This window comes from Delftia acidovorans SPH-1 (genome assembly GCF_000018665.1).
GTDB classification, from domain to species: Bacteria; Pseudomonadota; Gammaproteobacteria; order Burkholderiales; family Burkholderiaceae_C; genus Comamonas; species Comamonas acidovorans.
On the sequence record NC_010002.1, the window covers coordinates 6,045,895 to 6,069,236 of the forward strand.

20 protein-coding genes are annotated in these 23,342 nt (G+C 65.6%); 1 reads left to right on the forward strand and 19 read right to left on the reverse strand.

Annotation, left to right across the window (positions count from 1 at the left end):
* Positions 1–75: 75 nt before the first annotated feature.
* The 19 genes from DACI_RS27555 to DACI_RS27645 all read right to left on the reverse strand — a co-directional run bounded on the left by DACI_RS27555 (position 76) and on the right by DACI_RS27645 (position 21,553).
* Positions 76–720 carry a LysE family translocator gene (locus tag DACI_RS27555; RefSeq protein WP_012207244.1) on the reverse strand — a complete coding sequence of 215 codons (645 nt, stop codon included), beginning with the start codon at positions 718–720 and terminating at the stop codon, positions 76–78.
* 45 nt (positions 721–765) lie between these two features.
* Positions 766–1,629, reverse strand: coding sequence for a DUF429 domain-containing protein (locus DACI_RS27560; RefSeq protein WP_043782809.1), 864 nt, complete (start codon positions 1,627–1,629; stop codon positions 766–768).
* 14 nt (positions 1,630–1,643) lie between these two features.
* Positions 1,644–2,525 (reverse strand): EamA family transporter, encoded by an 882-nt coding sequence (locus DACI_RS27565; protein ID WP_043782810.1) that lies wholly within the window; start codon positions 2,523–2,525, stop codon positions 1,644–1,646.
* Positions 2,526–2,636: 111 nt separating this feature from the next.
* Positions 2,637–3,359 carry a GTP cyclohydrolase I gene (gene folE, locus DACI_RS27570; protein ID WP_013800846.1) on the reverse strand — a complete coding sequence of 241 codons (723 nt, stop codon included), beginning with the start codon at positions 3,357–3,359 and terminating at the stop codon, positions 2,637–2,639.
* A 129-nt stretch (positions 3,360–3,488) separates the two neighbouring features.
* Entirely contained in the window at positions 3,489–4,262 is a 774-nt protein-coding gene (locus DACI_RS27575) for an endonuclease/exonuclease/phosphatase family protein (protein ID WP_012207248.1), read from the reverse strand.
* A gap of 27 nt (positions 4,263–4,289) precedes the next feature.
* The gene (nudB, locus tag DACI_RS27580) at positions 4,290–4,766 is read right to left on the reverse strand and encodes a dihydroneopterin triphosphate diphosphatase (RefSeq protein ID WP_034398928.1); all 477 of its coding nucleotides are present in this window, start codon (positions 4,764–4,766) and stop codon (positions 4,290–4,292) included.
* 8 nt (positions 4,767–4,774) lie between these two features.
* Positions 4,775–5,590, reverse strand: a complete 816-nt coding sequence (locus DACI_RS27585) for a CsgG/HfaB family protein (protein WP_012207250.1) — start codon at positions 5,588–5,590, stop codon at positions 4,775–4,777.
* Between the two features lie 78 nt (positions 5,591–5,668).
* The gene (gene aspS / locus DACI_RS27590) at positions 5,669–7,471 is read right to left on the reverse strand and encodes an aspartate--tRNA ligase (RefSeq protein WP_012207251.1); all 1,803 of its coding nucleotides are present in this window, start codon (positions 7,469–7,471) and stop codon (positions 5,669–5,671) included.
* A 41-nt stretch (positions 7,472–7,512) separates the two neighbouring features.
* Positions 7,513–8,136 carry a DUF502 domain-containing protein gene (locus DACI_RS27595; protein WP_012207252.1) on the reverse strand — a complete coding sequence of 208 codons (624 nt, stop codon included), beginning with the start codon at positions 8,134–8,136 and terminating at the stop codon, positions 7,513–7,515.
* Positions 8,137–8,154: 18 nt separating this feature from the next.
* Complete coding sequence (locus DACI_RS31695) at positions 8,155–8,472, reverse strand: FmdB family zinc ribbon protein (protein ID WP_012207253.1); 318 nt, start codon at positions 8,470–8,472, stop codon at positions 8,155–8,157.
* Between the two features lie 224 nt (positions 8,473–8,696).
* Entirely contained in the window at positions 8,697–10,715 is a 2,019-nt protein-coding gene (locus DACI_RS27605) for a DUF7933 domain-containing protein (RefSeq protein ID WP_012207254.1), read from the reverse strand.
* A gap of 177 nt (positions 10,716–10,892) precedes the next feature.
* Positions 10,893–12,341, reverse strand: coding sequence for a sodium:solute symporter family protein (locus DACI_RS27610; protein ID WP_012207255.1), 1,449 nt, complete (start codon positions 12,339–12,341; stop codon positions 10,893–10,895).
* Between the two features lie 58 nt (positions 12,342–12,399).
* On the reverse strand, positions 12,400–13,965 hold the full coding sequence (ubiB, locus tag DACI_RS27615; RefSeq protein WP_012207256.1) for a ubiquinone biosynthesis regulatory protein kinase UbiB: 1,566 nt from the start codon (positions 13,963–13,965) through the stop codon (positions 12,400–12,402).
* On the reverse strand, positions 13,962–14,600 hold the full coding sequence (locus DACI_RS27620) for a ubiquinone biosynthesis accessory factor UbiJ (RefSeq protein ID WP_012207257.1): 639 nt from the start codon (positions 14,598–14,600) through the stop codon (positions 13,962–13,964). The genes ubiB and DACI_RS27620 overlap by 4 nt, the downstream gene beginning before the upstream one ends.
* A gap of 121 nt (positions 14,601–14,721) precedes the next feature.
* Positions 14,722–15,738: a Tim44 domain-containing protein gene (locus tag DACI_RS27625; RefSeq protein WP_012207258.1), complete on the reverse strand. Its 1,017-nt coding sequence runs from the start codon at positions 15,736–15,738 to the stop codon at positions 14,722–14,724.
* 53 nt (positions 15,739–15,791) lie between these two features.
* A complete protein-coding gene (gene ubiE, locus DACI_RS27630; protein ID WP_012207259.1) occupies positions 15,792–16,523 on the reverse strand; it encodes a bifunctional demethylmenaquinone methyltransferase/2-methoxy-6-polyprenyl-1,4-benzoquinol methylase UbiE in 732 nt (243 codons plus the stop codon).
* 227 nt (positions 16,524–16,750) lie between these two features.
* Positions 16,751–17,173 (reverse strand): gamma-butyrobetaine hydroxylase-like domain-containing protein, encoded by a 423-nt coding sequence (locus DACI_RS27635; protein ID WP_012207260.1) that lies wholly within the window; start codon positions 17,171–17,173, stop codon positions 16,751–16,753.
* Positions 17,174–17,183: 10 nt separating this feature from the next.
* Positions 17,184–17,639, reverse strand: coding sequence for an HIT family protein (locus tag DACI_RS27640; protein WP_012207261.1), 456 nt, complete (start codon positions 17,637–17,639; stop codon positions 17,184–17,186).
* Positions 17,639–21,553 (reverse strand): DUF3683 domain-containing protein, encoded by a 3,915-nt coding sequence (locus DACI_RS27645; RefSeq protein ID WP_012207262.1) that lies wholly within the window; start codon positions 21,551–21,553, stop codon positions 17,639–17,641. Before DACI_RS27645 ends, DACI_RS27640 begins: the two co-directional genes overlap by 1 nt.
* Before the next feature lie 421 nt (positions 21,554–21,974).
* On the opposite strand from DACI_RS27645, the gene ugpB reads away from it, so the two are divergent.
* Positions 21,975–23,279, forward strand: coding sequence for a sn-glycerol-3-phosphate ABC transporter substrate-binding protein UgpB (gene ugpB / locus DACI_RS27650; protein ID WP_012207263.1), 1,305 nt, complete (start codon positions 21,975–21,977; stop codon positions 23,277–23,279).
* Positions 23,280–23,342 lie beyond the last annotated feature (63 nt).

Genomic DNA, 23,342 nt, shown 5'->3' on the forward strand with positions numbered 1-23,342 from the left:
ATCGAGAAAGCATGGCGTGGACTGTGCCACGGCCCGGCCCTTGCGCCGTGGCCCGCAGCGAAAAGCAGAGTATTCCTAACGCTGCACCAGGGCCAGCCGCACGGCCATGCCCAGAAAGACCAGCCCGGCCACGCGGTTGAGCCAGTTCTGGGCGCGCACGGAGCGCTGAAGCAGCACGCCGAACCAGCCCGAACAGCAGGCGATGGCGCCGAACACCAGCAGCGCCGCCAGCATGAACACGCAGCCCAGCACCATCACCTGGGTGGCCACGCTGCCGCGTGCGGGGTCCGCGAACTGCGGCAGAAAGGCCAGGAAGAAGATCAGCACCTTGGGATTGGTGAGGTTCATCACCACGCCACGCCCCACCCAGCGCAGCGCCCGTGCGGGGGTCAGCGGGTCGGCTGCGCCGGCCAGCGGCATCTCGCCCGGCCGGGCCACTGCGCGCAGCGCGCCCCAGGCCAGCCAGGCCAGATAGGCCGCGCCGCACAGCTTGATGGCGGTGAACAGCAGGGGCGATGCAGCCACCAGCGCCGCCAGGCCCAACGCAACCGCCGCCGTATGCACCACCAGCCCCAGGCACAGGCCCAGCACCACGCACAGGCCCACGCGCCAGCCGCGCTGGGCCGATTGCATGAGCACGAACAGGTTGTCAGGCCCCGGGCTCAGGCCCAGCAGCACGGCCACGCCGAAAAAGGCCAGCAGGGTTTCAAAGGTCGGCATCGCTTCTCTCTTTTCGATTCATCGCATGTTCCAGCGCGGCTTGGGTCAGGCTTGCGCCGTGACGATCCAGCCTTCCAGCGGGTCCAGGTCGTGCGGCAGCCCGTAGAGCGCATCGCCCTGCGCATGGCGGGCCGCGGCCCAGGCGGCCTGCAGCATGCAGATCACGGCGTCCAGCCGGTCTCCGCTGCCGTCTGCCAGCAACTGGTTGCGGGCTTCTTCGGCGTCGATGCGCAGGCGCAGCGCCAGCGGGTTGTCGCCGCTCTCCAGCGCCGCCAGCAATTGCACACGCGCCTGATGGCGTTCGGGCGTTTGCCGTGCGGGCTCGTCGCTTTTGTAGCTGCGGCGCCCGATCACGGCGCGCGCCAGCATGCCCGGGTAGGCTTCCAGCGCCACGCGGCGTGCATCGCCTTCGCCTGGCCGTTGCAGGCCCGGCAGATGCACGCCGGCCGCGCGCAGCAAGGGCAGCCCGGCATGCAGCATGTAGGCCACGGGCGGGTTCACCCATTTCATGGAAGGGCTGGCCCCCGCAGGCCCGTCCGTGGCGCGGTGCGCGAACTTGCCGCCTGCGGGCCGCGCCGCACAAAAGGCCTTGAACTGCTCGCGCAGGCTCTGGCGCGTGAGGCCGGCGTAGTGATCCATGCAGGCCGCCCAGTCCGTGGGCCAGCCCAGTTGCTCCACCAGTTCGCGCGGCAGGCCGAAAGGCAGGTCGAATCCGCCCACCCAGGCCGACTGCGCCGACTGCGCCGCATCGGCGGGCCGGGCCAGCCAGGCGGCCCATGCGTCCAGCGAGGCGAATTCCAGCAGCTCCTGCAGGACCACCGTGTCGCCAGCCAGCAGACGGCCCAGGGCCATGGTGATGGGCTTGCGCGCCGTAGGCCGGCTGCTGAAATCGCAGCCCAGCACCCGCATTGCAGCCATGGCGCTCAGCCCAGGCCCAGCGCCGTCACGCCGACGGCAATGCACACCGCGCCCGCAATGCGCGCCAGGCGGTCGCCTTCGCGCAGCATGTGGCCGCCGATCAGCGCCGCGAACAGCATGGAGACTTCGCGCGCAGGCGCCACGTGCGACATGGGCGCATCCTGCATGGCGTAGAGCACCAGCACATAGGCGATGGGACTGATCAGCGCCACCAGGGCCGCGAAGCGCCACTGCGTGCGCCACAGGCTGCGCGCAGTGGGCAGGTCGCGCAGCACCACGGGAGCGAGCAGAAACACGCGCACGAAGTTGCCCATGTAGTCGATGAGGATGGGCGACATCAGCAGCATCTTCACGCCGTAGCCGTCCACCACGGTATAGCTGGCGATGAAGGCGCCCGTCAGCAGGCCGTACCACAGGCCCAGCCGCAGCCGCTCGCGCGCTTCGGGGTCATGGCGTGCGCGCAGCAGGCCGGGGCCGCCCGCGATCAGGAACACGCCAACCACCACGCCGGCAATGCCCAGCGCGCCCAGCGAGGAAATCTGCTCCCCCAGGAAGACCACCGCCACCATGGACGACAGCAGCGGCCCAGAGCCGCGCGCCAGCGGATAGACCACGGTGAGGTCCGCGCTGCGGTAGCCGCGCAGCAAGGTGACGTAGTAGGCCACGTGCAGCAGGCCGCTGGCCAGCACCACCAGCCATTCGTTGCGGCCCCATGTGGGCACCACATCGCGCCCCACCCACCAGCCCAGCGGTGCCCAGATCACCATCATGATGACCGAGGTGAAGAAGGCGAAGCGCGAGTCGCCGCCCGCCTTCTTGGCCACGATGTTCCAGCCGGCATGGATGAGGCCGGCAATGATGATCAGGGCAAAGGCTTGCAGCGACATGGGCAGGTCCGGGGAAAGCGGGGCTCGGGCTTGGCGCGGGAAAGAAAAAAGGCCGCGCACTGCGCAGCCTGGGGTCTTGTCTGAGGCGTCCGGGGACGCCACCCCGGGGAGTTACCTGCGGCTGGACACCAGCGAGAGGAACTCGCGGCGCAGTTCCGGGTTGGTGAGGAAGGCGCCGCGCATGACGGAGTTCAGCATCTTGCTGTCCATCTCGCGCACACCGCGCCAGGACATGCAAAAGTGCGAAGCCTCCATGACCACGGCCAGGCCGTCGGGGCGGGTCTTGTCGAGGATCAGGTCGGCCAGCTGGATGATGGCCTCTTCCTGGATCTGGGGGCGGCCCATGATCCAGTCCACCAGCCGCGCGTACTTGGACAGGCCGATGACATTGGTGTTCTTGTTGGGCAGCACGCCGATCCAGATCTTGCCGATCACCGGGCACAGATGGTGGCTGCAGGCGCTGCGCACCGTGATCGGGCCGACGATCATCAGCTCGTTGAGGTGCTCGGCGTTGGGGAACTCGGTGATGGCGGGCTGCGCCACATAGCGGCCGCGGAACACTTCGTTGACATACATCTTGGCCACGCGGCGCGCCGTGGCGCGCGTGTTGTGGTCGTGCGTGGTGTCGATGACCATGCTGTCGAGCACGCCCTGCATCTTGTCCTGGACTTCGTCGAGCAGCAGCTCGAGTTCACCGGGCTCGATGAATTCGGAGATGTTGTCGTTCGCATGAAAGCGCTTTTGCGCCTGCTTCAACCGTTCGCGGATCTTGACCGAGACGGGGGTGCCCTCGGCCTGGCTGTCTTGTTTCATGTCGACGAGTTCTCTGAACATGGCTGGCATGGTAACAGCGAAACCCGCGGCATGGCACGCAAGGGATTTTCCACCCAAACGCAGGTTCTGCCCGCGCTGAAAGCTATTATTTCAATAGCAAAAGAATGGCTTGTGTGACAGAACCCGGGGCTAGAGGCGGAATTCGGCAATCAGCGGCAGATGGTCGGACATGCGCCACCAGATGCGGCCCTTGGGCACATGCAGGCCCAGCGGGGTGAGGCCGCGCACGTAGACATGGTCCAGTTGGGCCAGCGGCAGGCGCGAGGGATAGGTGGGCACGCTGGGCAATTCGTCGTATTCGTACAGGCCGAAACCGCCAAGCATGCGCTTGATCTGGCCACCCCAGTCGTTGAAGTCGCCAGCCACCACCACGGGCGCGCCGGGCGGCACCTCTCGCTCGATGAAGCGCTTGAGCTGTGAGACCTGGCGCACGCGGCTGCCGGGGATCAGGCCCAGGTGCACCACGATGGTGTGCACGCGCCGGTTCTGCACTTCCACCTCCACATGCAGCAGGCCCCGCTGCTCGAAGCGGTGGTCGGAGATGTCTTCGTGCTGGTGGCCCACCACGGGCCAGCGAGTGAGCAGCGCGTTGCCGTGCTCGCCATGGCGCGTGTAGGCATTGGTGCGGTAGACGGCCTCGTAGCCCAGGGGAGCCAGGTACTCCGCCTGCGAGACCTGGGGCCAGCGCTCGAAGTAGGCGGCCTCCTTGTGGTTCATCTTGCGCACTTCCTGCAGGCAGACGATGTCGGCATCGAGCTGCTCCACAGCGTGTCCCAGGTTGTGGATTTCCAGGCGGCGCACGGGACCCATGCCTTGCACGCCCTTGTGGATGTTGTAGGTCGCGACGCGCAGTATGGACGGGCCGGGGTCCACCTCGTGGGAGGATTTCACGTTGTCAGTCATAGGCGGTCAGGAACACAGAGATCGGGATCAGTCCAGCTCCAGTGAAGCGAATCGCGGCAGCATCAGGATGGCTTCCGCATTGGACGGGGAGTAGCAGCGCTCGGCAGCGTCATGCCAATGATGCCAAGCAGATGCGGTATGTTCCCTCGGATTCAAGAACACAGGGGTGTAGGACGGAATCCGCAGGCCGAAAACCCTCTCGCGGTTGTGCCATACACCGGGCGCATAGCGGTGCTGCCAGGCCGGGTAGATGGTGTAGATGTTCTCCAGCGCCCAGTCCTGCAGCAGGCAGCCGGGCGCCTCGGGATCGATGCCGGTTTCTTCCCGCACCTCGCGCACTGCGGTCTCGCGCCAGGACTCGCCTTCATGGTCCTTGCTGCCCGTCACCGACTGCCAGAACTCCCCGCCCTCAGGCGCCGGTGCCGTGCGGCGCATCAGCAGCACCTGCCCGTCATCGCGGTAGATGACGACCAGCACCGATTCAGGGATCTTGTAGCCTGGCATGGCAGGCATCAGCCCTTGCCCTGGACCGCTTTGGTCGCCACGGGCGGTGGCAGCTCCTTGGCCTGCAGCGCGCGCACCTGATGCACGAGCTGGTTGTGCGCATCCAGAAAGGCGGCGGCGATGACCTTGCCCTCGTTGGTATTGCTCCAGCCCGCGCCCGCCGCGCCCAGGCGGCCCAGCACCATGCCGCCCACGCCCAGATCGGTGGTGCGGGCGGCGCCCGTGGCAGCGGCCACCTGCTCGGTGGTTTCGTTGTCCGACAGCAGCAGCGCGGTCTGCGCCTCCTTGAACTTGACCTGCTCGACCATGCCGACCAGCCCCGCGATGTCCCGCAGCACCGGAATCATGGCAACCACGCCGGCCAGGCCCCGACCCGCGTCCTGCTCGCTGAAGGTCAGGCTGGGCGTCAGCGTGTATTGCGCCTCATAGCCACGGCCCTTGCGCACCGTGGAGTTCTCGCGCAGCACGCCGGCGTTCTTCAGGTCCTGCTCCTGCACCGTGCCGCGCAGGCCCGCGCCCCGGTCCACCACACGAAAGCACCCGCTTTGCTGGGCCAGCAGCTTGATCAGCGGCACGGGCGAGGCGGGCAACTGGTAGCCCGACCCCATGACGTAGCCGTTGGGATTCTCGGCCAGGGCCAGCGTGGCTACGGGCGCGTCGCAGCGCACGAGTTCGCGCGAGCCATTGTTCGCGCCCAGGGGCCCGGCGGAGCCGGTGATCTCCGAGCCGCCCTGCCCCAGCTCGGTCTTCTTTTCCCCGCAGCCGGACAGGCCCAGCCCTGCCAGCGCAGCCAGCGCCACCGATGCAATGCCTTGAAAACGCATGAAAGCTCTCCGCAAAAAGAAAAACGGCAGAAGCTGTGCCAGCTTCTGCCGTCCGTATCAAGCCGCCAGGCCCGGTCCTCAGCCCTGGGTGGCCGCCAGCGGGTTGCGCAGGCGGATGTGCAGCTCGCGCAGCTGCTTTTCGTCCACGGGCGAAGGTGCCTGCGTCAGCAGGTCCTGGGCGCGCTGGGTCTTGGGGAAGGCGATCACGTCACGGATGGAGTCGGCACCCGTCATCAGCGTGATCAGGCGGTCCAGGCCGAAGGCCAGGCCACCGTGCGGGGGCGCGCCGTACTGCAGCGCGTCCAGCAGGTAGCCGAACTTGGCGCGAGCGTCTTCGGGCGAGATCTTGAGCGCGTCAAACACCTTGCTCTGCACGTCGGCGCGGTGGATACGCACCGAGCCGCCACCCAGCTCCCAGCCGTTCAGGACCATGTCGTAGGCCTTGGCCAGGCAGTTGGCCGGGTCGGTGACCATGAGTTCCTCGTGGCCGTCCTTGGGCGAGGTGAAGGGATGGTGCACGGCCGCCCAGCGGTCGTTTTCCTCGTCGTGCTCGAACATGGGGAAGTCCACCACCCACAGCGGCGCCCAGCGGTTCTCGAACAGGCCGTTGGCCTTGCCGAATTCGCTGTGACCCACCTTCAGGCGCAGCGCGCCGATGGAGTCGTTGACGATCTTTTCCTTGTCGGCGCCGAAGAAGATGAGGTCGCCGTCCTGTGCGCCCGTGCGCTTGAGGATCTCGGCAATGGCCGCGTCATGCAGGTTCTTGACGATGGGAGACTGCAGGCCATCGCGGCCCTTGGCCACTTCGTTGACCTTGATCCAGGCCAGGCCCTTGGCGCCGTAGATCTTGACGAATTCGGTGTACTGGTCGATCTCGCCGCGCGAGATCTGCGAGCCGCCGGGCACGCGCAGCGCGACCACGCGGCCGCCCTTGGTCGTGGCGGGGGTAGAGAACACCTTGAAGTCCACGTCCTTCATGATTTCGGTCAGTTCGGTGAACTCGAGCTTGACGCGCAGGTCAGGCTTGTCCGAGCCGAAGCGGAAGGCCGCATCCTGGTACGTCATCATCGGGAACTCGCCCAGATCCACGTCCAGCTGGGTCTTGAAGACCTCGGTGATCATGCGCTGGAAGATGGCGCGGATTTCCTCTTCGTCCAGGAACGAGGTCTCGCAGTCGATCTGCGTGAACTCGGGCTGGCGGTCGGCGCGCAGGTCTTCGTCGCGGAAGCACTTGGTGATCTGGTAGTAGCGGTCGTAGCCGGCCACCATCAGCATCTGCTTGTACAGCTGGGGCGACTGCGGCAGGGCGAAGAACTCGCCGTCGTGCACGCGGCTGGGCACCAGGTAGTCGCGCGCGCCTTCGGGCGTGCTCTTGCCCAGCATGGGCGTTTCGATGTCGATGAAGCCTTCCTTGTCCAGGAAGTTGCGCACCTGGATGGCCGTGCGGTAGCGCAGCATCATGTTGCGCTGCATGTAGGGGCGGCGCAGGTCCAGCACGCGGTTGGTCAGGCGCACGGTCTCGGACAGGTTCTCGTCGTCCAGCTGGAACGGGGGCGTGACCGAGGCGTTGAGCACGTTCAGCTCGTGGCACAGCACTTCGATCTGGCCGCTCTTGAGCTTGTCGTTGGTCGTGCCTTCGGGACGTGCGCGCACCAGGCCCTTGACCTGCACGCAGAACTCGTTGCGCAGGCCTTCGGCAGTCTTGAACATCTCGGCACGGTCGGGGTCGCAGACCACCTGCACATAGCCTTCGCGGTCGCGCAGGTCGATGAAGATCACGCCGCCATGGTCGCGGCGACGGTTCACCCAGCCGCACAGGGTAACGGTTTCGCCCATCAGGGCTTCGGTCACTAGACCGCAGTAATGGGAGCGCATGGCCATGATGAAAAGCTTCCTGCGCCCGGGATGGGCGCGACAGTTTGTTATTTGGATTCCGCGGGCAGTGTGAGATCCGGAGGAGTCACCACGCCCATCGAAACAATGTACTTGAGCGCGGCATCCACGCTCATTTCCAGCTCGATGCAATCGCTCTTGCGAACGATGACGAAATAGCCGCCCGTCGGGTTCGGCGTTGTCGGCACGAAGACGCTCAGGTATTCGTCACGCAGATAGGCGGCGACCTCTCCGCTGGGCGAGCCGGTGACGAAGGCCACGGTCCAGACGCCTTCGCGCGGCCACTGCACCAGCACGGCGGTGCGAAACGCATTGCCACTGTCCGAGAAGACGGTATCGGACACCTGCTTGACGCTGGAATAGATGGAGCGCACCACGGGAATGCGGCTGACCACCGCATCGCCCCAGGAGACAAGCTTGCGGCCGATGAAGTTGCTGGCCGCAGCGCCAACCACCAGCAGGATCAGCAGCGTGAGCACCACGCCGAAGCCGGGAATGTGGAAACCCAGCAGCCGGTCCGGATGCCAGGCCTCGGGCAGGATGGCCAGCGTCTGGTCCAGCGTGCCGATGATCCAGTTGAGCACGCCCAGCGTGATCACCAGAGGAACAATCACCAGCAGGCCGGCGAACAGCCATTTGCGCAGAGCGGACATGAGAAATGCAAGCCTTGATTAATGGCCCGTGGAGGGTGCGGGAGCAGATGCGGGGGCCGCAGCAGGCGCAGGCGCAGTTGTCGCAGGTGCGGCAGATGTATCCGAGGCCTGGGTGTCGGCCGCTGGAGCCGGCGTGGCGGCGCTCTTGCTGCCGCTGTTCTTGAAGTCGGTCGCGTACCAGCCCGAGCCCTTGAGCTGGAAGCCGGCAGCCGTCAGCTGCTTGGAAAAGGCCTCGGCACCACAGGCCGGGCAGGTCGTCAGCGGAGCATCCGAGATTTTCCGCAGCACGTCCTTGGCATGACCGCAGGAGCCACACTTGTATGCATAAATAGGCATGGCGCTAATGCTTATACGAGAGAAGATGCAAAACTTTCGATTATAGGCATCCGCCCGATACTGCGGCTGCCTTGCCCCCAAAGGCCCAGGCCGGAAAGCCGCAAGGCGCATGCATCAGTCGGTACCTGATGGCCCCGAAATGCAAAATGCCAGTCGCGGGGACTGGCATTCCATCAGGGCGGTGCCGGCAAGCCCCGCTGCCGGGGCGCCTGCCGCGTCCATGTTCAGCGCCGTGCCCGGCGCCGCTGCATCCCCATACCGGCCAGCATGATGGCAAGGCCCATCAGCACCAGGGCGGGCACCCCGGTGGCGGGGACCGGCTCCGGCGTCAATGCGGCAGTAACCACCAATTCCTGATCCCGCGAATTGTTGGCCGGCTCCGGGTCCGTGGTTCCACTGACCGCCGTCACGGTGGCTGTCAGGCTGCCCTGCGTGGTGGGCGTGAAGCTCACCGTGCAGGAAATGCTGGCACCCGAGGCCAGCGGTGTGCCAGTCGGTACCGCAGGCGTGCATGAGGTGCTGGCACCTGCCGGCAGCCCTGCGATGGAGCAATTGGCAAAGGCCGCCGCATTGGGGCCGGCATTCGTGCAGACGAAAGATCCCTTCACGGGAACACCCACGTTGGCGGTGGCCGGCAGCGTGACGCTGGTGGCCTGCATGTCGGCCCGCTCCACCGGGTTGAAGGGGTGGGCCTTGGTGTTGTTGGCCGCCACCGGATCCACCGTGCTGCTGCTCGCCGTCACCAAGGCCGCGATGGTGCCCGTTGTGGTGGGCGTGAACTGCACTGTGCAGGCGATGCTGCCGCCCGATGCCAATGGCGAGGCCGTGGGCACGCTGGGTGTGCAGGACGTGGTCGCCCCGGCGGGCAGGCCGGAGATCACGCACGAGGCCGCCGTGGCCGCACTGGGGCCGGCATTGGTGCAGCTGAAACTGCCGGAGACCGGCGCGCCCACCGTCATGGTCGTGGGAAGCGTGATGGAGGTGGCCTGCATGTCGGCCGCTGGCGCAACCGCCAGCACGGCCGGGCTGGCTGGCTGGTTCAGGCCGATCAGGCTGAGGTTGGAAGCGCCATTGGTGAAGCTGCCTGTCGCGGTCGGGCGCACGTCGAGGCTCACCTCGCAGAAGGCGGCACCCTGGGCCAGGTCTCCGTTGGACACGGTCACGGTGCTGCCGCCTGCTGCGGCCTGCACGGTCGCGCCGGGGCAGGTGGTGCTGGCATTGCCCTCGACAACCAGTCCTGCAGGCAGGTTGTCGGTAAACGACCAGCCTCGCTTGCGCAGCAGATCGGTCGTATTGGTGATGGTCATGGTCAGCCGGGAGACCTGGCCGAGTTGAATGCTGGCAGGCGAGAAGGCCTTGTCCAGCTGCGGCGTGACATCGATGATCTGCGCGTTGTCGATCGAAGAATCGTTGCCCATGGAGCTGGTCTGGTCGTTGTGCAGAACAAACCCGACAGAGGTCCCGCTGAAGAGCAGTGCTCCCGGAGAAGTCACCGTCTGGGCCACAGCGGTCTGGGTGCCGGCAATACCGATAGGTGTTGTATTGAATGACTGTCCACCCACGCATGGATTGATCGCGTTCGTGGAGATGGGCAGCTCCGTACCAGCGTCATTGATCAGGGAAAAACGCAGCAGCGGGGCGACAAATCCCGACGAGCAGAAGGTCGCCACCACATCGGTACGGGCCGTGAGGAATCTGCTGCTGGCACTTTGTGCAATATTGGTGGCGGTGCGAAAGGCAATTGCGCCAGCAGGAAAGGTCCCATTCGCTGTAAGCATTGCCATGACGTGATTGTTGCGTGCAGCCGCCGCACTCTGGCCCTGATAGCGCCCGGCGACCTCGGCCATCTGCTGCAGGTTGTTCCAATTGCCATGGTCCGAGCAGGCCGCAATCATCACCGTCGAACCTGGAGCCTGGCTGAAGGACGTCACTATGCCATTGCACTGGTTGGCGCTCATCCGGTACAGGGGGTCGGCGGTGTACGTCTGCCCCGCAGGGTCCGCGCCCTGGTAGGCCAGCAGATCCCGCCCCTCCGTGGTGATGGGGGGTGTCTGCGGGTTTTCGAAGTCCTCGCTCCAGACAATGACCGGCGCGACCGGGATCCTCGGCGCAGCCATTGCCACCTGGCCGCACAGGGCTGGCACAAGCAAGGCGCCTCCAAGCCAACTCCATCGGAACCGGACGCCAGCGACAGGCCGCAGCTTCAGCCGGCGAGCCCTCGCAATCAGTTTGAGTGTTTTCATGACGGTGCTTCCTCCCAAGCGTTTGCTATTCGGAGGTCCGCCGTACTGTCAGGCCCTGTGCTTCACATCACCCAAGTCAGCATTCCGGGACCTCCACAATCCCAGCTGCTGACTATATAGTTAATAACTATTGATGATTGTCATCAATTGTTTTTGCAAATGATGAGGAAGCGGCGCTTACCTTTCGGGCCTGAATTCAAGAATGTCTGCGCTGCGATTGGCCAGCCACTGCGGCGCCAGTGATCCGGCCACCATCCCCGTCACTGCAGCCAGCAGTCCCGCCAATTGCTGCGGAAATGCCTCGTGCAAAGCAGGAGTGGCCATGAAGGCCACCCACACGCCAATGCCCAGTGCCACGGCGCAAATGGCGCCCTGCGTGGTGGCGCGCTTCCAGTACAGCCCGAAGACCAGCGGCACGAAGGCGCCGACCAGCGGCACCTGGTAGGCGCTGGAGACCAGCTCATAGATGGGCGTTCCTTCCATCTTGATCGAGTAGGCCAGCACGCAGATGCTGAAGACGAGCACGCTGATGCGCATGGCCAGCAGCATTTCCCGGTCGCTGGCCTGGGTGCGGAACTGGCGCCAGATGTTCTCGGTGAAGGTCACGCTGGGCGCCAGCAACGTGGCCGAGGCACAGGACTTGATGGCCGACAGCAGCGCGCCGAAGAACAGCACCTGCATGACAAAGGGCATCTTGTCCATGACCAGGGTGGGCAGCACCTTCTGCGGGTCCTGCTTGAGCAGCTCAGCCGTCTCGCCGGGCATGATGATCAGCGCGCTGGCCACGAGGAACATGGGTACGAAGGCGAAGCAGATATAGGCCGAGCCACCGATGACGGTGCCGCGCGTGGCGGCCTTCTCGCTGTGGGCCGACATCACGCGCTGGAACACGTCCTGCTGGGGAATGGAGCCCAGCATCATGGTGATGGCCGCGCCAAAGAAGAAGAGGATTTCATGCCAGCTGGGCTCGGGCCAGAACTGGAACAGATCACGGCTCACGGCCAGGTCGATGACCTTGCCGGCACCGCCAGCCATGTCGCTGGCAAACCAGGCCAGCACCACCAGGCCGACGACCAGGATGATCATCTGCAGGAAGTCCGTCACCGCCACCGACCACATGCCGCCGAACAGCGTGTAGGCCAGGATGGACACCACGCCGATGGCCATGCCCATGGAAATGCTGACCGTGCCGCCCGACAGCAGGTTGAACACCAGCCCCAGGGCCGTGACCTGGGCCGAGACCCAGCCCAGGTAGCTGAGCATGATGATCAGCGAGCAGACGATCTCGATGGACCGGCCATAGCGGTGGCGGTAGTAGTCGCTGATGGTCAGCAGCGTCATGCGGTAGAGCTTGCCCGCGAAGAACAGGCCCACCAGGATCAGGCACATGCCCGCGCCGAACGGGTCTTCGACCACGCCGCGCAGGCCGCCCTCGATGAACTTGGCGGGCACGCCGAGCACGATCTCCGAGCCGAACCACGTGGCAAACGTGGTGGTGATGATCATGTACATGGGCAGATGGCGCCCGGCAATTGCGAAGTCGGCCGTGTTCTTGACCCGCCTGGCCGCCCACAGGCCGATGGCGATGGTCACGAACAGGTAGGCGATCACCATAGAGAGCAGCACGCTGGCACTCCTGTTTCAAAGTGGGAAAAGGGAGAGGTCCGGAAACCCGTCAGTGTTCTCAGTACCAGCGCAGCCGCACCACCAGTTGCAGCAGGATCAGCGCGATGACAAAGCCGATGCCGGCGCTGACGATGGCCTGCAACAGGCGGTTGGTGAGCTTTTGCTGCTGCAGCAGCTCCTTGAGCAGTTCGTCGTGCTCGCCGGAGTTGCGCGTGAGCCGGCGATGGATCAGGCGCGGCAGCTCGGGAATGAGCTTGGCATAGCGCGGCGCCTCGGCCAGCAGCTCGCGCCACAGCCGTTGCGGGCCCATCTGGTCCAGCATCCATTTTTCGAGGAAGGGCTTGGCCGTGCTCCACAGGTCCAGGTTGGGGTCCAGCTGGCGCCCCAGGCCTTCGATGTTGAGCAGCGTCTTTTGCAGCAGCACCAGCTGCGGCTGGATCTCGACTTGAAAGCGGCGCGAGGTCTGGAACAGGCGCATCAGCACCATGCCCAGCGAAATCTCGGCCAGCGGACGGTCGAAGTACGGCTCGCAGACGGCGCGGATGGCGGCCTCCAGCTCGTCCACGCGCGTGCTCGGCGGCACCCAGCCGCTTTCGATGTGCAGCTCGGCCACGCGCTTGTAGTCACGGCGGAAGAACGCCGTGAAGTTCTGCGCCAGGTATTCCTTGTCGTACTCGGTCAGCGTGCCGACGATGCCGAAGTCCAGCGAGATGTAGCGCCCGAAGGTCTCGGGCTCCAGGCTGACCATGATGTTGCCCGGGTGCATGTCGGCGTGAAAGAAGCCATCGCGAAAGACCTGGGTGAAGAAGATGGTCACGCCGTCGCGTGCCAGCTTGGGGATGTCCACGCCGGCTTCGCGCAGGCGCTCGACCTGGCTGATGGGCACGCCGGTCATGCGCTGCATGACCATCACGTCGCTGCGGCAGAAATCCCAGTACACCTCGGGGATCAGCACCAGGTCCAGCCCTTCCATGTTGCGGCGCAGCTGCGCGGCGTTGGAGGCTTCGCGGATCAGGTCCAGCTCATCGTGCAGGTAGTTGTCGAACTCGGCCACGACCTGGCGGGGCTTGAGGCGCTTGCCGTCGGCCGACAGGCGCTCGACCCAGCGCGCCATCATGTGCATCAGCGCCAGGTCCTTGTCGATCACGGTCTTCATGCCCGGACGCAGCACCTTGACGGCCACGTCGCGCTGCACGCCGTTGCGGTCGCTGATCACGGCAAAGTGCACCTGGGCGATGGAGGCGCTGGCCACCGGCTCGCGCTCGAAGCTCACGAAGATCTGGTCCAGCTTCTTGCGGAAGGCGCGCTCGATGGTGTCCACCGCAATCTGCGAATCGAAGGGCGGCACGCGGTCCTGCAACCGGGCCAGCTCCTCGGCCACGTCGGGCGGCATCAGGTCGCTGCGCGTGGACAGCACCTGGCCGAACTTCACGAAGATGGGCCCCAGCTCCTCCAGGGCCTCGCGCAGGCGCTGGCCGCGCGGCTTGTCCAGCCGCCGGCCCAGCGTGAGCACCGCGCGTGCGCGGCGCATCCAGGGATGCTCGAAGCTCGACAGCACCAGCTCGTCGAGTCCGTAGCGGAACACCACCCAGAGGATGGTCAGCCCGCGAAGAAACCGGCTCATGGCTTGTCGTTCTCGAAACCGGGCAGGGATACCACGGGGGAACCAATGGGCGCGCTGGCGGGCGCTGCCGCACGTGCGGCCTCGGGGGCGGGGGCATCGGCATCGGGCTTGCCGGCCATGCGGGCGCCCACAAACTGGCGCAGCGCCTGGGCGGCGCTGCGCGCGACCTTGGCCACGGTGTGCGCGGGCGCATCGCCGATGATGCGGGCCAGGTCTTCCTCCACGTCCCATTCGACGTGGTCCACCAGCCAGTTGATGTCGGCGGCCAGTTGCACGTCGCCCTCGATGCGGATGGAGGGCTTGTCGCCGCGCAGGGCCACCTGGGCCAGGGCCAGCGGGGAGGTCTCGGTGACTTCAAGCAGCAGGTCGGGCTGCGCGCCTTCGGGCGCCACGTTGAACAGGCCGGCGGGCGTGATCTGCAGGGCCATGGAGTAGCCGCGCCACTGCACGCGCGCCACGCGGCCCTTTTGCCGCACGAGGCGCTCCATCGCCTCTTTCTCCTGCATCAGCACATGGTTGAGGAACAGCACGAGGCGCTGATGCACCTCGCTGACCAGCCATTGCGGCGGTTGCGGACCGGCCATCACGCGTTCCATGAGACCGTTCAGAAAAGAAAAAGGGGACTGTGTTGCCATAGTCCCCGATTATTCCCGAAGTGAGAGGATGCGGCCGACGCAAATCCGGTCGAGACAAGTGGCCAGCCCATGGCGTGCCCCCTGTCGCATCCCTGGCTTGCGCCAGTCCTCTGCAAATTACTTACTGCAGTGCCTGGACGCCGGCGACCAGCCAGCCGCTGCTGCCGCTCTTGGGCTTGGTCATGTTCCAGACCTCGCGGAAGGGCGTGGGGCCTGCCGAGGCGTCCTCGCGGATCATTCCCGAGAATTCCACGCTGGCCATGTAGTCATTGCCCAGATCCTCGATGCCCAGCAACTGGGCATCGATCATGACCACGTCGGTCTGGTTGGGCTGGCCAGGGCGCTGCACCTCGCGCTCGCTGAGCTGGCCACGGATCTCGGTCAGCATCTCGTCGGTCATCATGGCGCGCAGCGAAGCGATGTCCGAGCGGTCCCATGCCGATTGCAGGGTGACGAAGTTGCGCTTGGCAGCCGTCAGGAAGCCTTCGGTGTCGAAGCCTTCAGGCACACCCCAGTTCTGCGAGCCTGCCAGGGCAGAGCCGATCTGCACGCCGGAACCCGAGGCCAGGGCGGCCGGCTGGTGGTTCTGCTCCCAGGGACGGGCCGAGGCGTCGTTGCCGACCTTCTCGGGGTTGTACTGGCGTGCCAGCGGTGCGCTGTCCACGTTGCCACCCATGTTGCCCGCGCCCGCAGGGGCCGCGTTCTGGAAGGCGAAGGGGCTGGACGATGCCTGCTGCGCACCGGCCGCTGCACGGCGCGAGCGCATGACCATGCCCACCACGACCATGATGACCAGGGCCAGCAGGGCGATCAGCAGGAACTGGCCGAAGGCGGCGCCCAGGCCCAGCGAGTGGGCCAGCCAGGCCAGGCCCAGGCCGGCGGCCAGGCCGCCGAGCATGGCGCCCCAGGGCTTCTTGGCCGGAGCGGCCGCAGGCGGCGTGGCGGGCTTGCCCGCAGCGTTCTGTGTGGCGGCGTTCTGCGGCGGCGTGTTCTGCGCCGGCGCGCGCGTAGCTTCACGCTGCGTCACATTGCTCGACTGCTTGCCCACCGATCCGCCACCGCCCATGCGCTTGGCGTCGGCCGTGCCGTGGACCACCACCAGCATCGCGACCAAGACCATAGACCATAGCTTTTTCATGTCATCTCCTCGAATAATCGTGTTGCCGTCACCTCACCGAGCGCCTCGCGCGCTCAGCACTTGATTCCCACATGCAGGGCCGCAATGCCGCCCGTCATGTTGTGATAGTCCACATGGCCGAAGCCGCATTCCTGCATCAGGCGCTTGAGATCCTCCTGGCCGGGGTGCATGCGGATGGACTCGGCCAGATAGCGGTAGCTGGCGTCATCGCCCGCCACGAGCTTGCCCATGGCCGGAAGAATCTTGAAGGAATACCAGTCGTAGGCCTTCTCCAGGGGCTTGGCCACCTTGGAGAACTCCAGCACCAGCAGCTTGCCGCCGGGGCGCAGGACACGGTTCATTTCCTTGAGCGCCGCATCCTTGTGGGTCATGTTGCGCAGGCCGAAGGCCACGCTGACCAGATCGAAATGGTTGTCGGGAAACGGCAGGGCCTCGGCATCGCAGACCATGGTGGGCAGGATCACGCCCTTGTTGATCAGGCGGTCGCGGCCCACGCGCAGCATGGCTTCGTTGATGTCGGTGTGCACCACTTGGCCGGTGGAGCCGACCTTCTTGGCGAAGGCCAGGGCCAGATCGCCCGTGCCACCCGCGATGTCCAGCGCCTTGTCGCCTTCCTTGAGGTTGGCCACCATCACCGTATAGGCCTTCCAGGCACGGTGCAGACCACCCGACATCAGGTCGTTCATGACGTCGTAGCGCGAAGCGACCGAGTCGAACACGCCGCGCACGCGGCTGGCCTTCTCGCGCTCGTCCACCGACTGGAATCCGAAATGTGTGGTGCTCATAACAACGATGCTAAGCAAGCAGTAGTAATGCGTACAGCGACAACCCCGTGTGGCCACGGGCTTTGCCGGGCAAGGGTTATCAAGAACAAACAGCTTGAAACGCCTTCAAACAAAGACTTTCAAGCTATTTTAAATATAGCACCACCCCCAATAACCCTGTGCCATACAGAGGTCCGGAATGTGGTGCGAGGGGAACGGCGCCATACAGCGCGCACCCGTGCGCGGCGTCAGTGGCTGCCGCAGCCGTGTCCGCCGCCGGTGGCCTTGCCGGGCATGGGCGTGTCGCGGTCCATGCCGGACTCCTGCAGCCGGTCCAGGTACTGCGCCCAGAACTCGTCCTGGCGGCGGCCCAGTTCGTAGAGGTATTCCCAGGTGTACAGGCCGCTTTCATGCCCGTCGCTGAAGAAGGGCTTGATGGCGTAGTTGCCCACGGGCTCGATGGCCGTGATGGACACCTCGCGCTTGCCCGTCTGCAGCACTTCCTGGCCCGGGCCATGGCCCTGGACTTCGGCCGAGGGCGAGTACACGCGCAGCAGCTCGAAGGGGATGCGAAAGCTTGCGCCGTCGGAGTAGGCCACTTCCAGCACGCGCGATGCGCCGTGCACGGTCAGGGCTTCTGGGGTTGGGGTGTCAGGGGTCAGGCCGGCCATGCGGTGCTCCTCATTCAGTGGCGGGGTGCTGCTGCCAGGCATCGAGTGCCTGGACCAGCGCCGTGTCTATGGCTGGCAAGCGCGCTGCCACCTCGGCCTCGCGCTCGCCATTGCGCGGGCGCTGGGCCGGGGCCCAGACCGCGCCCGGGAAATGGCTGTCCCAGTCAAAGCGCGCAATCACATGCCAGTGCAGGTGCGGCACCATGTTGCCCAGCGCCGCCAGGTTGATCTTGGCCGGAGCAAGGCGCTCACGCAAGACGCGCTCGACAACGACCACGGCATCCATGCAGTGCTGGCGGTCGGCGGCGTCCAGGTCGGAGAACTCGGCTGCATGCGCATTCCAGACCACGCGATAGAAGGCCGGAAAGCCCTCCTCCTGCGCGCGGATCACTCGCAGGCGCGGGCCGCGCCAGATGGGCACGCCGCCTTCTGTGGCGCACAGGGGGCAGGAAGCGGGAGCAGCCATCAGACCAGAACCCGTTCGATGCCGCCGGCGTTGGCGCGCTGAACATATTCGGCCATCCAGTTCTCGCCCAGGATCTGGCGCGCCATCTCGACCACGATGTAGTCGGCTTCCAGCAGGCCGTTGTTCATATCGCCACCGTAGCGCGACAGGCCCTGCAGGCAGCTGGGGCAGCTGGTGAGGATCTTCACGTTGTCCTTCTCGGCCAGGGCGCCGCTGGCGCGCAGCGCGGCCTCGCCCTTCTTGAGTTCCTCTTCCTTGCGGAAGCGGATCTGCGTGGAGATGTCGGGGCGCGTGACGCCCAGCGTGCCCGATTCGCCGCAGCAGCGCTCGCTCTTGACCACGCCGTCACCGACCAGCGCCTTGACGGTCTTCATCGGGTCCTGCAGCTTCATGGGCGAGTGGCAGGGGTCGTGGTAGAGGTAGCCCTCCTTGCCCTGCAGCGTCACGCCCTTTTCCAGCAGGTACTCGTGGATGTCGATGATGCGGCTGCCCGGGAAGATCTTGCCGAACTCGTAGCCCTGCAACTGGTCGTAGCAGGTGCCGCAGCTGACCACCACGGTCTTGATGTCCAGGTAGTTGAGCGTGGTGGCGACGCGGTGGAAGAGCACACGGTTGTCCGTGATCATCTTCTCGGCCTTGTCGAACTGGCCGCTGCCGCGCTGGGGATAGCCGCAGCACAGGTAGCCGGGTGGCAGCACGGTCTGCACGCCGGCATGCCAGAGCATGGCTTGGGTGGCCAGGCCCACCTGGCTGAACAGGCGCTCGGAGCCGCAACCGGGGAAGTAGAACACCGCCTCGGTGTCCGCGCTCGTGGTCTGCGGGCTGCGGATGATGGGCACGTAGTCCTTGTCCTCGATGTCCAGCAGGGCTCGCGCCGTCTTGTTGGGCAGGCCGCCGGGCAGCTTCTTGTTGACGAAGTGGATCACCTGCTCCTTGAGGGGAGCGCGCCCCACCGAGGCGGGCGGGCGCTGGGTCTGCTTCCTGGCCAGGCTGTGCAGCACGTCGGAGGCCAGGCGCTGGGCCTTGAAGCCCACGCCGACCATGGCCGAGCGCATGAACTTGATGGTGTCCGGATTGGTGGCGTTGAGCATGGCCATCGCCAGCTTGTTGCCGGGCCGGAAGCTCTTCTTGTCCATCTTGCGCAGCAGGTTGCGCATGTTCATGGTCACGTCGCCGAAGTCGATCTTCACCGGGCAGGGGTTGAAGCACTTGTGGCAGACCGTGCAGTGGTCCGACACGTCCTCGAACTCCTGCCAGTGGCGCAGCGACACGCCGCGGCGCGTCTGCTCCTCGTAGAGGAAGGCTTCGACCAGCAGCGAGGTCGCCAGGATCTTGTTGCGCGGGCTGTACAGCAGGTTGGCGCGCGGCACGTGGGTGGCGCACACGGGCTTGCACTTGCCGCAGCGCAGGCAGTCCTTGACCGAGTCGGCGATGGCGCCGATATCGCTCTGCTGCATGATCAGCGACTCGTGCCCCATCAGGCCGAAGCTGGGCGTGTAGGCGTTGGTCAGGTCGGCGAACATCAGCGATTCGCGCGGCGAGCGGCCGTCATGGCTCTGGCCCACCACGGCCTGCAGCTTCTCGTTGCGGATCAGCTTGCCCTTGTTGAAGCGGCCTTCGGGGTCCACGCGCTGCTTGTAGGCGGCAAAGGGGGCCAGCTCGTCGTCGCTGAGGAATTCCAGCTTGGTGATGCCGATGCCGTGCTCGCCCGAGATCACGCCGTCCAGATGGCGCGCAAGCACCATGATGCGTGCCACGGCCTCATGGGCGGTCTGCAGCATCTCGTAGTCGTCGCTGTTGACCGGAATGTTGGTGTGCACGTTGCCGTCGCCGGCGTGCATGTGCAGCGCCACCCAGACACGGCCCTTGAGCACGCGCTGGTGGATGGCGTTGACTTCGGCCAGCAGAGGCTGGAAGGCCGCGCCCGCGAAGATCTGGGCCATGGGCGCCTTCAGCTGGGTCTTCCAGCTGGCGCGCAGCGTATGGTCCTGCAGCTGCGGGAAGAGGTTCTCGACATCGTCCAGCCAGCCCTGCCACAGCGTGCGCACGTCGACAACCAGGGCCAGGGCCTGCTGCACGCGGTCCTCCAGCAGCTCGGCCGAGGGGATGTCGCCCGCATCGTCCTGCTTGCCCAGCGGCAGGTCGCCGTGCTGGAAGAAGTCCGTCAGCGCATCGCACAGCTTGAGCTTGTTGCGCAGCGACAGCTCGATGTTGATGCGCTCGATGCCATCCGTGTACTCCCACATGCGGGGCAGCGGGATCACCACGTCTTCATTGATCTTGAAGGCGTTGGTGTGGCGCGAGATGGCGGCCGTGCGCTTGCGGTCAAGCCAGAATTTCTTGCGCGCCTCGGCGCTGACGGCCGTGAAGCCTTCGCCGTTGCGCGAGTTGGCAATGCGCACCACCTCGGCGGCCACGCGGGCCACATCGTCGGCGTTGTCGCCGGCAATGTCGCCCAGCAGCACCATCTTGGGCAGATGGCCGTTGCCCTTCTTGCTCTTGGTGGCGTAGCCCACGGCCTTTAGGTAGCGGTCGTCCAGGTGTTCCAGGCCGGCCAGCAGCACGCCCGAGCGCTTTTGCTCGGCGAACATGAAGTCCTTGATCTCGACAATGCTGGGCACGGCGTCCTTGGCGTTGCCGAAGAACTCCATGCAGACCGTGCGCGTGTGCTCGGGCATGCGGTGCACCACCCAGCGCGCGCTGGTGATCAGGCCGTCGCAGCCTTCCTTCTGGATGCCGGGCAGGCCTGACAGGAACTTGTCGGTCACGTCCTTGCCCAGGCCTTCCTTGCGGAATTTCTGGCCGGGAATGTCCAGCCGCTCGCTGCGGATGGGGGTCTTGCCGTCTGCCTCGAAGTACTGCAGCTCGAAGCTGGCCATCTCGGCGTCATGGATCTTGCCGAGGTTGTGGCCCACGCGCGTGACTTCCAGCCACTGCGCATCGGGCGTCACCATGCGCCAGGACACCAGGTTGTCCAGCGCCGTGCCCCAGAGCACGGCCTTCTTGCCGCCCGCATTCATGGCGACGTTGCCGCCGATGCACGAGGCCTCGGCCGATGTGGGGTCCACGGCGAAGACGAAGCCCGCGCGCTCGGCCGCATCGGCCACGCGCTGCGTGACCACGCCGGCTTCGGTGAAGATGGTGGGCACCTCGTGGTCCACGCCGGGAATGCGGCGCATCTCCACCTCGGTCATGGCTTCGAGCTTTTCGGTGTTGATCACCACGCTGCGCCAGGTCAGCGGGATCGCGCCGCCCGTGTAGCCCGTGCCGCCGCCGCGCGGAATGATGGTCAGGCGCAGCTCGATACAGGCACGCACCAGGGCGGCCATCTCGGCTTCGGTATCGGGGGTGAGCACGACGAAGGGGTATTCGACGCGCCAGTCGGTGGCATCCGTCACATGGGCCACGCGCGACAGGCCGTCGAACTTGATGTTGTCCTTGGCCGTGTGGCGGCCCAGGCTCTTTTGCACCCGGCGGCGCAGTTGCTCGGCCTCGACGAAGGTGGCGTTGAACTCATGCACGGCGCGGCGCGCTGCATCCACCAGTTGACCCACCAGCGCATCGCGCACGGGGTCCTGCTGCGGAGCACGGCGCTTGTCGATCTCGCCCAGGCGGTGCTCCAGGGCCTCCACCAGCGACTTGCGGCGGTCGGGACTGTGCAGCAGGTCGTCCTGCAGGTAGGGATTGCGCTGAACGACCCAGATGTCCCCCAGCACCTCGTAGAGCATGCGGGCGGAGCGGCCCGTGCGCCGCTCCTGGCGCAGCTGGTTGAGCACATCCCACATGGACGTGCCCAGCAGGCGGATCACGATCTCGCGATCGGAAAACGAGGTGTAGTTGTAGGGAATCTCTCGCAGACGTGCAGGTTCGGCAGCCTGTGCCTGCAGGGCTGCCAACGCAATCGGTACATTCATGGGGTAGACCGTGTCTGGCGCTCTCGGGGCGCCGCTAAGCCAAGTGGGAGCGCAATTTTAAGCGAGCGCCCCGAGGATGCGCTTCCCACGGGGCTCTGGACGGCACGCCGTCTCGGCCCGCGAAGCCAGCCCTCGCCAACGCGGCGGGAGCTCACTGGGACCGGTGAAGGTGCCTTATACAGAAAGAGCACAAACGAGCCAATACGAACAACCCGGGCTTTTGAAACGAAATGGTATTGACCTAAAATGGCGCCGCTTCGCGTGTCATTTTTTGTCACACGACTGACATACGGGACCAGCGGCTCACCGGGTTTGGCCTGTAGTGCGGTACGAAGCATCCGAAAACAATGACACAGACATGTCATGCCCCTGCCTTACCGTGGCAGCGGTCTGAAACCGTCACCGAACTAGAGGAGTCCTCATGCAACTGAAGCAACTGGCCATGGCAGCCGCGATCGCGGCCACCACCATCTCGGCACAAGCCCAAACCGAAATCCAGTGGTGGCACTCGATGAGCGCAGCCCTGGGCGACTGGGTGAACGACCTGGCCAAGGAGTACAACGCCAGCCAGACCCAGTACAAGATCGTGCCGACGTACAAGGGCCAGTATGACGAGTCGATGACGGCCGCCATCGCCGCGTTCCGCGCCGGCAACGCGCCTGACATCCTGCAGGTCTTCGAAGTGGGCACGGCCACCATGATGGCCTCCAAGGGCGCCGTGGTGCCCGTCACCAAGGTCATGAACGACGGCGGCTTCAAGTTCGACCAGGGCGAGTACATCTCCGCCGTGGCCGGCTACTACACCGCTCCCAACGGCCAGATGATGAGCTACCCGCTCAACAGCTCGACCACCATCTTCTACTACAACAAGGACGCCTTCAAGAAGGCAGGCCTGGACGAGAACAAGCCGCCCAAGACCTGGCCCGAAGTGTTCGCCGCCGCCGAAAAGCTCAAGGCCTCGGGCCACCGCTGCGCACTGACCACGAGCTGGATGAGCTGGACCCAGCTGGAGAGCTTCTCGCTGTGGCACAACACCCTGTACGCGACCAAGAACAACGGCTTTGACGGCACCGATGCCAAGCTGGTGTTCAACTCGCCGCTGCACGTCAAGCATTTCGAGAACCTGGCCAAGGCCGCCAAGGATGGCAGCTTCGTCTACAAGGGCCGCGGCAACGTGCCTGACGCCGCCTTCGCTTCCGGCGAGTGCGCGATGATCACCGGCTCCTCCGGCCTGTATGCCCGCGTGGTCAAGGAAGGCAAGTTCGCCTTCGGCCAGTCCCAACTGCCCTACTACGCCGACGTGAAGGGCGCTCCCCAGAACACGGCCATCGGCGGTGCCTCCCTGTGGGTGATGGCCGGCAAGAGCGCCGAACGCTACAAGGGCGTGGCTGACTTCTTCAACTTCCTGAACAACACCAAGATCCAGGCCGCCAGCCACCAGCGCACCGGCTACCTGCCCGTGACCACCGCTGCGTACAAGCTGACCGAGGCTTCGGGCTTCTACGAAAAGCATCCCGGCACCGACACCGCCGTGACGCAGATGATCCGCAAGACCACCGACAAGTCGCGCGGCATCCGCCTGGGCAACTTCGTTCAGATCCGCACCATCATCGATGAGGAAACCGAACAGATCTGGACTGGCAAGAAGACTCCCCAGCAAGCCCTGGACACCGCTGTCACCCGTGGCAACGAGCAACTGGGCCGCTTCGCCCGGGCCAACAAGTAATCCTCCCATGTGATCTGCGGTGTGGCAGCTGCGCAGGCAGCCCGCACCGTGCGTCACAGGCCC

Excerpts from the sequence above, each read along its gene's own strand:
- DACI_RS27620 (WP_012207257.1), bottom strand. The coding sequence starts at position 14,600 with ATGGCAACACAGTCCCCTTTTTCTTTTCTGAACGGTCTCATGGAACGC.
- DACI_RS27585 (WP_012207250.1), bottom strand. The coding sequence starts at position 5,590 with ATGCGTTTTCAAGGCATTGCATCGGTGGCGCTGGCTGCGCTGGCAGGG.
- DACI_RS27575 (WP_012207248.1), bottom strand. The coding sequence starts at position 4,262 with ATGACTGACAACGTGAAATCCTCCCACGAGGTGGACCCCGGCCCGTCC.
- DACI_RS27640 (WP_012207261.1), bottom strand. The coding sequence starts at position 17,639 with ATGGCTGCTCCCGCTTCCTGCCCCCTGTGCGCCACAGAAGGCGGCGTG.
- ugpB (WP_012207263.1), top strand. The coding sequence starts at position 21,975 with ATGCAACTGAAGCAACTGGCCATGGCAGCCGCGATCGCGGCCACCACC.
- folE (WP_013800846.1), bottom strand. The coding sequence starts at position 3,359 with ATGTTCAGAGAACTCGTCGACATGAAACAAGACAGCCAGGCCGAGGGC.
- DACI_RS27555 (WP_012207244.1), bottom strand. The coding sequence starts at position 720 with ATGCCGACCTTTGAAACCCTGCTGGCCTTTTTCGGCGTGGCCGTGCTG.
- DACI_RS31695 (WP_012207253.1), bottom strand. The coding sequence starts at position 8,472 with ATGCCTATTTATGCATACAAGTGTGGCTCCTGCGGTCATGCCAAGGAC.
- DACI_RS27560 (WP_043782809.1), bottom strand. The coding sequence starts at position 1,629 with ATGCGGGTGCTGGGCTGCGATTTCAGCAGCCGGCCTACGGCGCGCAAG.
- ubiB (WP_012207256.1), bottom strand. The coding sequence starts at position 13,965 with ATGAGCCGGTTTCTTCGCGGGCTGACCATCCTCTGGGTGGTGTTCCGC.
- DACI_RS27565 (WP_043782810.1), bottom strand. The coding sequence starts at position 2,525 with ATGTCGCTGCAAGCCTTTGCCCTGATCATCATTGCCGGCCTCATCCAT.
- nudB (WP_034398928.1), bottom strand. The coding sequence starts at position 4,766 with ATGCCAGGCTACAAGATCCCTGAATCGGTGCTGGTCGTCATCTACCGC.
- DACI_RS27605 (WP_012207254.1), bottom strand. The coding sequence starts at position 10,715 with ATGAAAACACTCAAACTGATTGCGAGGGCTCGCCGGCTGAAGCTGCGG.
- DACI_RS27635 (WP_012207260.1), bottom strand. The coding sequence starts at position 17,173 with ATGGCCGGCCTGACCCCTGACACCCCAACCCCAGAAGCCCTGACCGTG.
- aspS (WP_012207251.1), bottom strand. The coding sequence starts at position 7,471 with ATGGCCATGCGCTCCCATTACTGCGGTCTAGTGACCGAAGCCCTGATG.
- DACI_RS27595 (WP_012207252.1), bottom strand. The coding sequence starts at position 8,136 with ATGTCCGCTCTGCGCAAATGGCTGTTCGCCGGCCTGCTGGTGATTGTT.
- ubiE (WP_012207259.1), bottom strand. The coding sequence starts at position 16,523 with ATGAGCACCACACATTTCGGATTCCAGTCGGTGGACGAGCGCGAGAAG.
- DACI_RS27625 (WP_012207258.1), bottom strand. The coding sequence starts at position 15,738 with ATGAAAAAGCTATGGTCTATGGTCTTGGTCGCGATGCTGGTGGTGGTC.
- DACI_RS27645 (WP_012207262.1), bottom strand. The coding sequence starts at position 21,553 with ATGAATGTACCGATTGCGTTGGCAGCCCTGCAGGCACAGGCTGCCGAA.